Origin of the sequence: Bacillus cereus group sp. BfR-BA-01382, assembly GCF_022663475.1 — a bacterium.
In the GTDB taxonomy this organism is placed as follows: Bacteria; Bacillota; Bacilli; order Bacillales; family Bacillaceae_G; genus Bacillus_A; species Bacillus_A thuringiensis_S.
Map to the genome: position 1 here is coordinate 1 of NZ_JAKUFQ010000069.1, position 15,286 is coordinate 15,286.

Genomic DNA, 15,286 nt, shown 5'->3' on the forward strand with positions numbered 1-15,286 from the left:
AAATTATTTACCAGTGCTTGGGTCTACTACTTTATACTGATTTGTTGCAGTATCAATATTCGTCATCGCTTTATCTGTAACTGTATTTCCTTTGTTTTGGAATAAGATTACGGTTGCTACACCTAAGCCGATAATTAAACCTGCTACGATAATCGTTTCAATTGATACATATCCTTTAGAATTCTTTACTTTGTTTAACATTTTTTTCATTTTTACATTCCCCCATTTTTCTTTTTAGTTTATTTTTTATTTTCAGCTCCTCTAATCTCGCATAAGCTGTTACCCTTATTACAAGACGACCTTACGGAAGGGTCTTTCTTCTATACGTTATTTTTGAAGTAGTTTTTACCTTATTGTTTTGCACTTGGGTCTACTACTTTATATTGACTTGTTGCAGTATCAATATTTGTCATTGCTTTATCTGTAACTGTATTTCCTTTGTTTTGGAATAAGATTACTGTCGCTACACCTAATCCAATGATTAAACCTGCCACGATAATCGTTTCAATTGATACATACCCCTTAGAGTTTTTAATTTTTTTTAGTACATTTTTCATTCAACATCCCTCCAATTCACTTTTTATTATTATAGATAGATTCATCTATGTTATTCGCTCAAACCATTTAATACTTGTTTGACCTTGACGAATCTTTGTTTTTTTGAATCATATTATCTTATATGCTCTTATTTACTTAAATATTCAGTTGTGGTGTTCTACTACATGTCTAATGCCTTTCTAAAACTATTAACAACTATAGGATTTGGCATATAATATGAGTCTAAAAGTATCTCTTCTTCTAACCTTTTATTCTTTAAAATCATAGCAATACCCCACATAATCCCCGCACTACGGCTTTGACCTGCATTACAATGCACAACAACTTCATCAAATTGATTTTGAGATATTAATTCAATAACATTATTGGCCATATCTTCATTGAATAAGATAAATCGTTCTTTTTGTGGTAGATTTTCTCTAATGTCATGAAAATAGAGTTCCGTGACAGAAGAAAAATCACTTTCGTTTTTCAAACGGTAAGGTATCCCCACCTTTTTATATTCTGGTTCTAACACTCGGATTAAACAAGAATGCTTTCCAATTGGCTTATAGCATCTGATGTCATAATCGTTTAATATTTTATATTTCAATCCTCATGCCACCTCCCTAATCTCTACATTTTTATCTTTTCATTCTATACAACGATAAGACGAATTATTCTTTCGTTTTTATCTATTGAATCTAACACAATTAACATTCTTGAATTCATTATTTTATATGACAAAAAAGCTTGTACTCAGTAAGTACAAGCTTTTTCCTATGATATATTTTATTGCAACCTAATTTTTCTTATCTTCATTCTTAGTTTTCTCATGAGCTTTTTGCTCTGTTTCTTTTAAAATGTTCTCAAAATGTTCCTTTTTGTTCTCTTCCACATACTGAATTATTTCTTTGAATTCCATATTTCACACTCCTTATATACTATTTATCCTATATTCTTACTCACATATTAATTGATTATAGTTCTTTTTCTTTTTATTACCATCTTTATGTAATCATATACGAATAATAAAATTGCAAACACTACACTTTTCATCCCCAACGATAACCATTCACTTGTTCCACTTGGAACTTCATATATAATGATATATCCTATTATAAACCCTAAACTGCACAGAAAAGCACCTAAAATACCCAACATAATTCTTTTCATTCTGTAAATCACCCCCACTTAATGCTATTCGATTGCTGTATTTTCTCTAAAAATATATTTCGATAAAACCTTATATAAGGATTATACATTTTTATTATTAATAAAAAAAGAATGAAATTTTTCATTCTCTTTATCAAATGAGTTTCTCTTATGGTCCCGCAGGAGAATCCAGTAACGAACTTCCGTACATTGCAATCGGAATCAGTCCTAATAGGATAACAGCCAAGAACGGAATAAATAAAGAAGCTTGAGAGTACACAAGATTGGATAAATCCTTGCTTCTCTTCAAATTATTCGTGTGTTCGATAATCTCTTGCATATTATTCTCCAATGATTGAATCCCATCTTCTCGTGAATACTCATTGAACTCAGATAAGATACGAATTGTATCCATGAATTTCGTTCCTGCGAACGATTCTTCTAAATATCTAAATCCCTCTTTTTTATCACGAACATAAATGCGATATCCTACCTCAAAAATACTCTTATATCTCGTTTTTGTTTTTGCTAATGAATATAGCACCTCATTAATGGGTCTTTTTGAGCGAAGCATTAAGATAATAAATAATTGCAGAATTGGTAAGTCTTTTAAAAACGAAAATTTATTCTTTTTTGCTTTTCGCTTTAACCAAAACTTAGGAACTAAACATAATAGTAGTAAGATTGCTCCCACAATGAATTTAAACTTAATTACACCATCAGGACTTTTCATCGTTTCTGTTAAATCAATGTTGAATAAAAGACTTACTAAAAACGTGATATTATCCATAAGCATAACTAATATGAAAAATACTACTAAAGACATCATTAAAATGGCTATTTGTAGCGTTGTGAACACTCGATAGTTCATTTTCTTTGAAACATTCGCTTCCATAATTAAACGGTTAATATCTTTTACTTTTTTATCGTTTGTATCTGTTTGGATAAACCATTTAAAAGGTACTGCAAATGATAAAATATGCAATGTGTTGGACCAGTCATTCATAAACGGCTTTTCCATTACCCTCTTTTGAGATGTTAGAAAATGTAGTCCAATCAAAGCAAATGCAATCAGCAACGGAAGAATATAAAGATTATGCATGAAACCAACAACTCCTTTCAAATGAGTAAAAAGATATACAGTGTATTCCTTTTACTCATTATTTACTTTTTTTCACTCTTGTCATTTTAATATTTAACATAATCGTTCCCAATACAGCTCCATAGCCTAACAAGAAACAAATTAGACCTAAGAAAGAACTAAAGAAGAATTCTCTTCCTTTTGGGTTTAAAACAATATTTAGTAGTCCCGCTCCTGAAGCTAATACAGCAATAAAATAGTTAATTGCCACAGAATATTTCGCATCTGTTACACGAGATTTTTTCAATCTATTCTCTTTTTCTAAGATATTTCTTAAATGACGAAGATTTTCAATCGTTGTAGTCTTACTCGCATCTTCCATATAGCTAATAAGCGTAAAGACCAAGCTATTAATCCATACGTTGTCGTACTCTTCACCAAATTGTAAAAGTACCGTTTCTGCATCTCCCGAAATCATTTTACGAGAGATGTTTTCTAATATTTCTCGTAAAGGATTATCACATGAACGAGCTGTTTCATAGATGATACTTTTCATATCTCCATATTTTGAAGAAACTCGAATAATATGGTCAATTGCAGAGGGTAATTGTTCTTCAATTTGCTCCATTAAATCTACCGCTAACATTTTTATGATTTTGTTTGCTATATAAAGTAGAAATAAAGGAATCACAATAGCAAGAAAATACTGCTTCACAGCAATAAATCCAATCAGAATGCAAGCATTCACACCTAAAAATCCATAATAATAGATGTCTAATAACCCTTCTTTTCCTTTTTCTATTAAGAAGAATTCTAAGTTTTGATAAAATCGCTTGAATAAACTAACTCGATTTAAAAAGACATCTTCAGCTTTTTTCTTTTTTGTTTTTCCATGTAATTTATCTCTCATGCGTTTTTCATTGATTAAATTCAAAATAACCATCGCACAGATGACAACGGATATAATCAAAATCCCATTTATAAGAACTGGTAAGATTTTATCCATTGTAAAGATATTAGATAATTGATTTTTTAAACCACTCATATTAAAATCTGGTAATTGGAACAAGTGAAATGCCTCCCTTCTAAATATCGCAAGCCGTATAAAAACGGCTTACAAGTCTTTCATTTCTGACATTGGAATTCCCCACTCATTTAATCTGCTTTTTAAAGCATCTGACATGCGATTTTCTGTTCTTTTGTACTTTCCTACTAATGGGTCCTCTGGGTCAAAGTCCCATTCATACAGACAGTTCATTTTTGCAAATTCATTTTTATCGTTTGTTACGATTTCTGAAATAGACTTAATACGAATATCGCGACCAACTTTTCTCATCATGATAATAATATCTATCGCTTTACATAATTTATTTCGAATTTGAACGGTACTTTCATTTCCCACATCAGGAGAGGACATATACATATCCACACACATATCTAAAAATGAATAATCATCTAATGCATGGGCTGTAAACATATTCCCCCTGGTCTTTAAGTTAGCTTCATACAATTGCTTAAACTCTCCACCACGGCTTTCAGGGATGATTACTCTGTCTGCTGTAGTACGTAATGATGTACGTAGAAGCTTATCGAATGTAAAATCTTTTTCTTCATCTACGTTAAAAATAACAACATCGTGACCTTTCAAAACACGTTCTACATCCGTTTCTGCTACAGAAGCAATAACAACTTTTCTTTCGATTTTTTCAGTGTACGTTAATGCATAGTTGATAAATGTTGTTTTACCTGTTCCCATTGGTCCACCAATCCCGATATTTGCTTTCCCACGAACTAAAACATCCATTAATCTATCTATAAAATCATCAACTGTTCCACTTTTCTTCATCATATTCAAGTTAGGAACAAAGTTCGTAAATTTACGGATGTTTAAGATATAGTTTTGACAGGCATCAGGAATAATGATGTTTACCCTGTCTTGATTTGGTCTGGTTGCTTCGACAATCGCATTTTCAACAGCATTTAATTCCTTTTTATTGAATTCAATTACCCTATTAAACACATTTATCAATTCATTTAACGTTTCAAACTCTCTATCATATTCGTATTTGACTCCTTTTTTAATGTAGTAAATACGAGATTTAAAATGTGGAAACGTACAAGCATTCACCATAATCTCACCCATATCAGGATCATCATCTAATTCTTGCAGAACACCCATCCCATACAAATCAGCGAACAGTCGATACGATATTTTTTCTACATCTGACTTATCCACTTCATCCGAAGTAATCAATGTTTTTCTAATCTTACTCATGATATATTTTCTTGCATTTTCATCAATCGTTGATTTCTTTAATAGCTCTGTGTGTTTTTCTATTTCTTTCGTGGTACCCCCAGGGCTCTCCATTTCAAGTTGAATCTTATCTTTTAATCTTCGATATATGACCTCTTCTTCTGGAAGTGTTTCATCTTGTACATCAGATACATATAAATCTACAATTTCTTCATCCGTAAACTCATCCATTTCATCCTTATAGATAAATTTTACGTTTCCGTATCGTCTATCCAGTGATAATAAACCTGTTTCATACACATCAAATCGTACTATCAGAGCATTACACATATCTTGTACTTCTAAAAATCGAAATGTTTTCCCTACACTATGTTTTAATTCGATAATTTTAAATGCTTCTTCATTATCACGAATTACCATTGGTATTTTTACGTTATTCATGTACATTCACCTCTTTTACTCTATCGCTTCAATAATTTGGGTATATTCATGCTGTTTTTTATTCGAAAACAGTTTACTTGTTGCTCCAAATTTAAACAGGTTTTGATTATCAACATTTGATTCGTTGTAAAAGACAGTGCCAATCACACTTAAATTGTTCTCTCCTACACACCTACTAAAATCAATATTTGAATGCTCATTAAACATGTTGAATAGTAACTTTACAGATACATGATTCTGTTTAAAATGTGTAACTGTTCGAACAGCAGTTGGAAGAGCTTCTAAATTATTAAAATTATTTCTTCCAATTAATAGGATTTCATCTCCATGGAATAAAGAGTTGGTTGTTCCTGCATTATCAATATCTGGTGAAACTGTTACAACGATAAAGTCATACATAGCACGTAACAAATCAATTATTTTTTCAACATGCTTTTTCTCAATTAAATTGTAATTCTTCAGCAATTTCGTACCTTTTAATAAATCCACTTTATTTTTCAAGGAAATCATATTCTCTTTAAATAGCTCTTCATTTAAGAAATCCCCATCAATTTTTTCAATTAAATTATCAATTCCATGAATCTTATCTTCCATCGAAAAATTAGCACATAAATAAGGAACCTTTACATCGAAATCCACTAATGCTACTTTTTTATCAGGGTATTTTTGTTTATAATAATGAGCAATGCTTGTAGCTGTATATTTCATTCCATTTCCATATAAAATTGGGTAACATACTATCATTTTGCTTGTATTCTCTTTGTTCACTTCTCTCCAACTCCCCTCTTATTTTGCAGGAACAGTGATATTTTCTCCTGACTTGAATGTTTCTTTGTTACCATTTAATTTACTGATTGTTTCTTTGTCCGTTTTGAACTTAATTGCTAAACCATCTAATGTGTCACCTTCTTGTACTTCATAACTAATTACAGACATATTGTTTTTCTTTTCTTCATTTGAAGCTCCTTTTGCTACCTCACTGTTGGGGTTATATCCCCCCTCAGAACTAATCTCTGACGTATCTAAGCTCATCATTTTTGAGATAATAATTTTCCCTTTTGATTGAGCATCGTAATACTGCTTCACTTCATCTTCTGTTAATTGAAGGTAATACTCTGATTTAGATGCTTGTGTTGCTTCAGGTGCTTGTGCAGAAACTTCTATTTTTTTATTTGCAAATAATGTCTGCACTTCTGATTGTTCTGAATGCTTATTCGTTAGTAACACAAAGACTTTTACGTTATCTGAATTCTTTATGTCTGGCATAAATTCTGATTGAATTTTTATTTTCAACTTTTCATCTGTGCTTTCTTTTTTCGATTCTAAACGTTGTGTTGCAATAGGCTCACCCTTTAACAAACCACCTTTTAATTGAGCTCCTTTAATTTGACTAATATCTGTCACATAGCCTTTTAAAAGACCACCCTTGGCAATATGAACAGGTGTAAACATACTTTCATTTACTTCTGTTTTTGCTTGAATATCCTCTTTTGCGACATAAATAGTTGTTCCAACTTTTTCTTGTTGATTTGCGAGATAGAAGTTCTGATATCCAAACATTAAAATAGCGAGTGTTGTTAAACCCCCTACCGCATATAACATTTTTTTGTTTTTTTGACTATCCAATCTGCCACACCCCCTATGTTTTTTCTCTGCATTTAGCATATATTAAATATCAACATAGGTAACCACTATTTCGGCTCTATGCTGTTCGACCTTCGTCATTATTATATTGACTATAGTTATCACATAAAATGAATGACGAGGATAAAACTAAATAAGATATTTTTCATCTTTTACTTTATTCAATTTTGATTTATCTTATAATTCGAAAGGAGTTGATATCCATGAAGAAAACAAAATATTCACTAACTGCCTCACTTAGCTTGCTAATTCCCTTTCTTTTTTGTATGCCAGTACATGCAGAAGATACACCAAAGTCGGAATTAGATGTGCAATACATGAAACAAAATGAAGAACATGCTCTCATTCAGGTAAACACAACGGGATTAAATGCAATTCGTCTTCCAGATGGAAACATTATTCACCAACAAAAAATAGATTACATTACCTCTCGAAATGGGAATTATGGATTCTCTGACGTGGCTAAAAGTCCAGAGAAAATGGAAAACAGCGTAAACATAGCAGATTTAAGAAAAGAGCTATTAGTTACAAATAAAACAAAAGTAAAATTGAAGTTAAAAACACAGGATTTACTTTCTGGAAATCATGAAATGCGTTTTAAAAATGACAATGGAAATTGGTCTGTGTTTGAGCCTTTTAAACAAGATAAAGATTGGAATCTATTAGATGAGGAAGGGATACGAACTGTTTCTGTACAATACAAAGATTTAGCAGGAAACATTTCAGATGATGTTTTTGATAGAATCTTTTTAGACAAGTCTGGACCAGAGACTTCCTTTCAAATTAATAATGGAAGCACTTATACAAACACGGAGAATGTGACGCTCTCTATTACAGCAAAGGATAACTATTCTTATCCTTCTAAGATGTATATTAGTGTAGATGGTACCAATTGGATTGAAAAACCATTTAGTGAAAAACTGCCATTCACCTTACCTTTAGGCGATGGTAAAAAAGATGTATATGTGAAAGTAGCAGATGCACTTGGAAATGTCAGTAAAGTGGTCAAACAAACGATTGTTTTAGATAAAACAGTTCCTTATGGCTCTATTGCTATCAATAATGGTGCTCAAATTGTTCCTTCTAAAAAGGTAGATTTATCAATTACATTAGGGGATAAATTATCTGGAATAAATAAGGTGAAAATTATAGATGGAGATAAAGAATATGTACTACCTACTGTTCCAAAAGACAAGATTACTATTCCTTGGGAACTAAGTGGAAAATCTAATGGTCAAGTTACATTAGTATTAGTAGATAATGCCGGAAATGTGGCAAGAATCGAAAGTAATCAAGTTATGTTAGCAACTTTAAATATTACTGGCTTCGAATTGTTGAACGTTGTAAATCCTTCACAAACTACATTTAAACCAATTAAATGGGCTTTTGAGCCACAGAAAATGATGGCAGGAGGCAATATCGAGTTTGCAATTTACTATGATTTATATCGAGATGAAAGAATCAAATCATCACGTATTGAGGGTAAATATACAATTGATATTGTCGGGGATAATGGTTACCATTACACATCTTCTAATCAATATGTGAATGAGCTACCGCTTCCTGAAAAGGGATTTAGCCTGAATACATTAATTCCAGAAAATGCACCAAGAAATGCAAAAGTGTATGTATCTTCTCATTTAAAAGCAACGTTACAAACTGACAAAGGTGAAGTTGTATTAGAAGATAGTTTCCCTGATAAAAATGGAAAAGCACACATTGGTATTGTTGATGGCTTCATTAAAGATAGAATTAAGTTTAATGAAATTAGATAACAAAAAAGCTACACTCTATGCACGTAGTGTAGCTTTTATAACTATTTAGGAAAAAATAATTGACGAATTAATGCTAATTAATTATAATATAATTAAAGATAAGTAAATATAGAAATCAGGAAGGGTTTGTGATAACTCTACAAAAAAAAGGAGATGATAGTATGTTACAAGAATTACTGGATGGTTATTTTTTATTTTTAGTTGCGTACTCTCTATATCGAGTTATTGTTGCAGGTGTAGAAACTGTTCAAGAAATGCCTGAACTTAAAAAGAACAGAGAACAATACTTGAGAGAGATGGGACGATTATAATTTTTAATCTTCCTTTATATACAGGTAAAGAGACAGAATCTGTCTCTTTTTTTATTTTTCTTTTATTTTCTTTCCTACAATTTTTCCATCTTCAGCTTTTATACGAAGAATCATATGAGGATAGCTTTCTTTTTCTTCTATACTTGTGTTCTTTTCAGGCTCCACTACGTTATAGCCAACGACAATCTCCTTATTTACCTTTCTTACATCAAACAACTCAATACCATATCCAGTTGTGAATTTCTTTCCGTCTGCTATTACAATATAAGTGTATTCTTTATCCGTTTTAGAATGAACACCTTTTTCTTTTGATGCTTTTTCATACCAAGATTTCATTTCACCTTCATTCAATACACTTTCATCTAACAATTCATATTTTATCTCTTTTTGTGTTTTTAACTCTTTGACAGTCCATGTATCTTTTTTCATAAGCGTATTCTCATTAGAACAGCCAACAAATACACTTGTAGTGATAGAGAGTAATAACATTATGCCTAATTTCCTTTTACTTATCATGTATATGCACCTCCATTTTATTCCTATATTATATATTTTATATAGACTATATTCAATGAAAAAACTAAACAAAAAGAGCTGACCCTCTATTCAGTCAACTCTATTTTTATTTGATTCTGATTCGGTTTTGTTTTATCAATCTTAACAACTCTCGTCTTTGTTTCCGAAATGTTTCCTGCCTTATCATATACTCTTGATTTAACAGTCGTAATTCCTTCATTCATAATCATAAATGGTTCTTTATAAAGAGTCCATCCTTGATTAATCGCTCCCTCCAATGTATATTCAACCTTTTGAATACCTGAAGAAACAGGAATTTCTAATCCATTCACCTTTACATTTACTTCTTTTCTATTTCCTGCATTGTCGAATACGACAAACGGATATACGCCATTTTGGTCTACTTTAAATTGAACTGATGATTCTCTCTGCTTTGTCCCATTAGGTAATACTATTTCGCTTACACCACTCTGACTATCCGTAGCCTTCACATCAATAAATCCTTCTTTTTTATTCTGAGAAATAGAAACGTTTGTCGAAACCTCTGGAGGAGTTATATCTATTTGATTTATCTGCATGGTTTTGACCGTAACATTCCCTGCTTTATCATACACTTTGAATGTATAGCTTCCATTCGCTTTTATTTTGTACGAAATCTCTTCTTGATTTGTTTGACTGCTATTCGGCAATTCAATTCGGGAAACACCACTTTTACTATCACTGGCTTTTAATTTTAATTCTATTTCCTTATTTGTGAAAGTGTTAGGTATTCCTTCAATATTTAATACAGGATTATCCTTATCTATTAACACTTTTACGGTCTTCTCTGTCTCTTTCCCACGATTATCTAATACTTTATAGACATAAGTTCCCTCTTCACTTAACGTGTCTCTATAGGCATTCTGGTGCACTTCACGACCATTTGGTAGCGTAATTTTATCTACTTGAAAATCATCATTATCTAATAATTCGTATTTTAAGTCACTATATTCCACTGTGAAATCATGGTCAATGTGAGGAACATCAATTTGTGTCCATGGTTGTAAGTCTTTATAATAATTATCAGGAATTTTGAATATTTCTTCAAAATGAACCTTCCCTTTTCCTTTCAAGTCAATCAACTTAAAATTATTTGCTCTTGTCCATGTTCTTCTTAATGTGTATTCACTCCCAACATTACCCATGTAAATATAAGAAAACCCTACACCTATAGTTTCATTCACAGGTTCTCTTTTTGCATTTATAAATTCCACATTTCCAGTAATTTTCACCCTCTTATCTTTATAGGTTGTGAAGTTTTGCCACATAGGAAGCCAAGAATCTCTGGTATCTTGCTTATATGTCCCTTCATACCCCACATCATTCGTAGAGGAAATGTCTACAGATACATCTTTATTCGTCCAACCTTCCGTAGATGCTTTTATCTCCACTTTTGAAGGAATGTTAACATTCCCAATTGGAACAACTGAGTATCTGTAATTACCTACCTTATCCTTCGACACAAAGTTGTATTCTTTATTCTCTGCAAAAGTGTATTCAAATTCCCCTGTTTTAATTCTGTTTCCATTAGGTAATTGCACATAATCTAAACCACTTTCACTATCTTGTACCTTTACCTTTAAAACAAATTGTTTGTTTTGTCTTTTATTTAATTCCTCTCTATTTAACACTTCAAAAACAGGTGGTGTTATATCGGATTCTTCCTCTCTCATTTGAAACGGTTCATTTGTAATATCGACGTCTCCCTTTTCAAACCTTACATAATTAGAGTATAAATAAGAATCATCCCCTGGTGTATCATAAGGCTTTATATCAATGACTTCTTTAGTAATTAATAATGGATAATTATCCTCGGACTTATTGACAACCATCCATACTAATTCTTTTCCTAAATATGTCCCGAATTTAACTTCGTCCCCAATTTTCATGTCTTTTGCCAACATGTTATTGGACAATCTATATTCAGGTTTTAAATGAATGGCAGGGACTACACCTTTTGCTTCTTGAGCACGGGAGATTCTTGTAGCTGAATCTTCCCATCCTACTGTTGAAACATTATCTGAAGCTTGTTCAGCATAACCAGTCGATGTAAGCCAAGGAATTGTATCGTTAAAGTAACTATTTTTATTTTTTGCAGATTTACTAATGGATTTCGTTAAGGGGAGTCCTCTTTTTTGGATATAGTCATACACTTCCCATATGTTTAATAAAAACACTTTATCTTTTTCGTTCCGATAAAAATAATCCATCTTTTCTCTCTCTATATTTGGAAGTTGAAACAATAGGGATTGGTTATCAACATGTGCAGGAGGTCTTTGTAATCCACCACCATGTTTCCCACCAGTATTCGCATCATGGAAGTTCACATGTACCCTGTGATTCGTAACAGCTATACCTTCTTGTTCACTCTTTGTAAATGTAGTTAAAAAGCCTGGTTCCATATCGTATGCAGTATTACCTAATTTTTGAGAACTTGGAGGAAGATTGGTATATTTCACTACACTATCGGTACTATTTAACCATTCTCTAATATTAGAAGACCCCCAATATGAACTTCCCCATACATCCCTTCTTAAATATGAGTTTTCACTCCCTACAAGCTTATTTTCAAAATTATCAATAGCATGTGCAGAAATAGGATAACTACTTATACCTAAAGTAACTAAGGCACTTATAATCATAGCTTTATATTTTCTCATAATGTATCCTCCTCCCTAAATCTTTTTATTATTATATCGTTCTTATACAATTTTTAATTCTTACAATAAAAAATAAGAGACCTGACTGTTTAGTCGAGTCTCTTTTTATTCTAACGTAATTAAAATTCCATTGTTTATTGGTTTAGTCTTATCAAGTTTTACCACTTTTGATTTTTCACTCGAAATATTTCCTGCTTTGTCATAAGCTCTTGATGTAATCGTTGTAAGACCTTCTTTTTTCACGAAAAACGGCTCAGTATAATTAGTCCATCCCTTATTTTCTGCACCATCTAACTTATATTCTATCTTTTGAATTCCAGAGATAGATATCTTTTCTAAATCCGAAATTTTAGATGTTATTTCCTTTATGTTTCCCGCATTATCTTTTAATTTGAATGGATATTCTCCGTTTTCATATACATTAATTTTCACTGTATCTCCTTGCACCCATTCACCACTTGGTAATTGAATCGAATCTACACCACTTTCATCATCTTTAGCGATTACTCGAATCTCTCTACCAGATTTATCAACATTATGTTTTTCATCTAATAAGAATGATGATTGAATGTGATGATAAGGTTGTAGTTTGTCTATGTTTCGAATGGCTACTTTTTTTACAGCCACATTACCCGCTTTATCATATGTTTGAAATTGATAATCACCATTCGTCTTTGCAACAAATTCAAACGAGGAGCTTGTCGTTTCACTCCCATTTGGTAAGATTGTTTTTGCTACGCCACTTTGAGAGTCAGAAACCGTTACATTCAACTTAACATCTTGATTTGTCCACTTGTCACTTATCCCATCAACTTGAATTGTAGGTAGTGTTTTATCAATCTTTACTTCCACATCTTTTTTTGTTATCATGCCTCGGTTGTCTAACACTTGATACGTATAATTCCCCTCTTTTGTTAGTGTATCTTTATAACCTTTTTCACCAATTGAATTTCCGCTTGGAAGTATGATTTTTTCAATAGCAAAATCATCTTTGTCTAACAATTCATATTTCACATTTGTCCATTTGACTTTATAATTCGTATCCTGTCCATCTACATTGATTTGTGACCATGGAATTAAATCCTTATAATAATAATCAGGAACTGTGAAAACATGGTCAAAATGAGCTTTCTTTTTCTCTTGCAATTCTTTTAGAGAATAACGTATTGGTAAATGATAATTTTTTTGCAAGTTATATTCTGAACCTGATTTATTGACCGAAGTAAAAACGAACCCCATTCCTGTAAAATAATCTCCTACAGGTTTTTTCGCTTCAATGAATTCAACATCTCCTGATATACGAATTCTTTTCCCCTTATATGTTGTATAATTCGGCCACATCGCTTCTGTTCTATCACGATTATTTTGAATTTTTTCTGCAAAAGCACTCCCTACATCATTTGATGCTGAAATATCTACCGTTACATCTTTATTTGTCCATCCATTTGCAGAAGGATTAATAATTACTTTTGGTGGTATATTGATGTTTCCAACTGGAATAACAAAGTATCTAAAATTACCTACCTTATCTTTTGCAATAAATAAGTATTCTTTATTCTCCGACATCGTGTAAGAAACTCGTTTGTTATACACCTTGTTTCCATTTGGCAAAATGACATATTCTATATCAGATTCATCACTTGCTTCCAATTCAAGTGTAAACTCATCATTGCTTCTTTTATTCAATTTATCTTCATTTAGTATTTTAAAATCTGGTGGGGTTATATCCTTGCTGTTATTAATATTTTGATAAGGTTCTTCTACGATATTCACATCTTCTTTTTGGAAATCAACAACCTCTGAATATTTATAAGCCTCATCCCCAGGAGCATCATAATGCTTTAAGTCTATAATTTTTTCAGATAATAAAAGCGGAAATCCATCTTCTGTTTTGTTCACAACCTTCCATTCAATAGGAGCTCCATTATAGTTTCCAAACAGTAACTTTTCTCCAATTTGAATGTCTTTAGCTATCTTCCCATTCTGGAATCTATAATTTGGTTTAATATGTATAGCAGGTACTACGCCTCCTAATCTATTTGTGTAACCAAATACAAGTGACCTCGATGAATCAGGTGTAATTAAAAATGTCAGGTCGTATCCAATGTTTGCCCTTCCACCACTTAACATCCAATGTTCATAGTTGTTGTAATAACTATGTTTCTTTTGTGCTTCAAGCGTTAATTCCTTAGGCAACGACCAACCTCTTTTTTGTAAATAGCTATAAGCCTCATAAGCATTTAATAAGAACACTTTATCATTTTCCATTTTATAAAAGAAATTCTTATTATTATTCAATAAGCCATTTAAACTAAAGGTCATTGATCGATTGGGATAAGCTACATCTGATTGAGATGTATTCCCTCCATCTTTCATTCCCGCTTGTGCATCTGTAGTAGAAACATATACACGGTGTTTAGTAACTGCAATCGCATCTTGTTCTTCCACATTAAAATTTGACAAGAAACCTGGTTCTTTATCATAAGCAAAGTTGCCTAATTTATCTGAAGATGGTGCTTGATTTGTATACTTTATATAAGATTTATCAGTATTTAACCACTCTCTAATATTAGAGGTTGTCCAGTAATTACTTCCATATGTTTTTCTTGATTGCATGGATGGCTGAATAAGTTCATTTTCTTTCACACCATCTGCATAAATAGGCTGACATTGAATAGTTAAAAGGGAAATTCCTAAAAACGAACTTACTATTTTTTTAAATGTATTCATTTTTAGTCCTCCTCTCGTATTTTTGTTTTCTTTCTAATAAATTCAATTATTTTATTATAGAAATCAAAATTCGAAATCATTCCGATTCTCATTCCAAACCTCTATGAATCTTTATATGTTGACAAGTAATCCAGATACGGTAT

Annotated in this window: 15 protein-coding genes; 2 read left to right on the forward strand and 13 right to left on the reverse strand. The window is 31.7% G+C overall.

Annotated features, from left to right (window positions below; genetic code table 11):
• Positions 1-3: 3 nt before the first annotated feature.
• The 10 genes from MR160_RS22745 to MR160_RS22785 all read right to left on the reverse strand — a co-directional run bounded on the left by MR160_RS22745 (position 4) and on the right by MR160_RS22785 (position 7,094).
• On the reverse strand, positions 4-210 hold the full coding sequence (locus MR160_RS22745; protein WP_061662378.1) for a hypothetical protein: 207 nt from the start codon (positions 208-210) through the stop codon (positions 4-6).
• A 140-nt stretch (positions 211-350) separates the two neighbouring features.
• Positions 351-557, reverse strand: a complete 207-nt coding sequence (locus MR160_RS22750) for a hypothetical protein (RefSeq protein WP_061662377.1) — start codon at positions 555-557, stop codon at positions 351-353.
• Positions 558-718: 161 nt separating this feature from the next.
• Complete coding sequence (locus MR160_RS22755) at positions 719-1,150, reverse strand: protein-tyrosine phosphatase family protein (RefSeq protein ID WP_086877961.1); 432 nt, start codon at positions 1,148-1,150, stop codon at positions 719-721.
• 189 nt (positions 1,151-1,339) lie between these two features.
• Positions 1,340-1,462: a hypothetical protein gene (locus MR160_RS34895; RefSeq protein ID WP_255258608.1), complete on the reverse strand. Its 123-nt coding sequence runs from the start codon at positions 1,460-1,462 to the stop codon at positions 1,340-1,342.
• A gap of 47 nt (positions 1,463-1,509) precedes the next feature.
• Positions 1,510-1,713 (reverse strand): hypothetical protein, encoded by a 204-nt coding sequence (locus MR160_RS22760; protein WP_098297410.1) that lies wholly within the window; start codon positions 1,711-1,713, stop codon positions 1,510-1,512.
• Between the two features lie 148 nt (positions 1,714-1,861).
• Positions 1,862-2,794 (reverse strand): hypothetical protein, encoded by a 933-nt coding sequence (locus MR160_RS22765; RefSeq protein ID WP_086877958.1) that lies wholly within the window; start codon positions 2,792-2,794, stop codon positions 1,862-1,864.
• Positions 2,795-2,852: 58 nt separating this feature from the next.
• Positions 2,853-3,842, reverse strand: coding sequence for a type II secretion system F family protein (locus MR160_RS22770; RefSeq protein WP_242298089.1), 990 nt, complete (start codon positions 3,840-3,842; stop codon positions 2,853-2,855).
• 45 nt (positions 3,843-3,887) lie between these two features.
• Entirely contained in the window at positions 3,888-5,468 is a 1,581-nt protein-coding gene (locus MR160_RS22775) for an ATPase, T2SS/T4P/T4SS family (RefSeq protein WP_242298090.1), read from the reverse strand.
• Positions 5,469-5,483: 15 nt separating this feature from the next.
• Entirely contained in the window at positions 5,484-6,236 is a 753-nt protein-coding gene (locus MR160_RS22780) for a CpaE/TadZ family protein (protein WP_242298091.1), read from the reverse strand.
• An 18-nt stretch (positions 6,237-6,254) separates the two neighbouring features.
• Positions 6,255-7,094 (reverse strand): LysM peptidoglycan-binding domain-containing protein, encoded by an 840-nt coding sequence (locus MR160_RS22785; protein WP_242298092.1) that lies wholly within the window; start codon positions 7,092-7,094, stop codon positions 6,255-6,257.
• A gap of 221 nt (positions 7,095-7,315) precedes the next feature.
• On the opposite strand from MR160_RS22785, the gene MR160_RS22790 reads away from it, so the two are divergent.
• Both MR160_RS22790 and MR160_RS22795 read left to right on the forward strand, forming a co-directional pair.
• Positions 7,316-8,887 carry a hypothetical protein gene (locus tag MR160_RS22790; protein ID WP_242298093.1) on the forward strand — a complete coding sequence of 524 codons (1,572 nt, stop codon included), beginning with the start codon at positions 7,316-7,318 and terminating at the stop codon, positions 8,885-8,887.
• 161 nt (positions 8,888-9,048) lie between these two features.
• On the forward strand, positions 9,049-9,198 hold the full coding sequence (locus tag MR160_RS22795; protein WP_170951656.1) for a hypothetical protein: 150 nt from the start codon (positions 9,049-9,051) through the stop codon (positions 9,196-9,198).
• Positions 9,199-9,249: 51 nt separating this feature from the next.
• Here the strand turns inward: MR160_RS22795 and MR160_RS22800 are convergent, their stop codons facing one another.
• The 3 genes from MR160_RS22800 to MR160_RS22810 all read right to left on the reverse strand — a co-directional run bounded on the left by MR160_RS22800 (position 9,250) and on the right by MR160_RS22810 (position 15,143).
• Entirely contained in the window at positions 9,250-9,714 is a 465-nt protein-coding gene (locus MR160_RS22800; RefSeq protein WP_098297406.1) for a protease complex subunit PrcB family protein, read from the reverse strand.
• An 86-nt stretch (positions 9,715-9,800) separates the two neighbouring features.
• Positions 9,801-12,413: an OmpL47-type beta-barrel domain-containing protein gene (locus MR160_RS22805; RefSeq protein ID WP_242298094.1), complete on the reverse strand. Its 2,613-nt coding sequence runs from the start codon at positions 12,411-12,413 to the stop codon at positions 9,801-9,803.
• A 105-nt stretch (positions 12,414-12,518) separates the two neighbouring features.
• A complete protein-coding gene (locus tag MR160_RS22810) occupies positions 12,519-15,143 on the reverse strand; it encodes an OmpL47-type beta-barrel domain-containing protein (RefSeq protein WP_242298095.1) in 2,625 nt (874 codons plus the stop codon).
• Positions 15,144-15,286 lie beyond the last annotated feature (143 nt).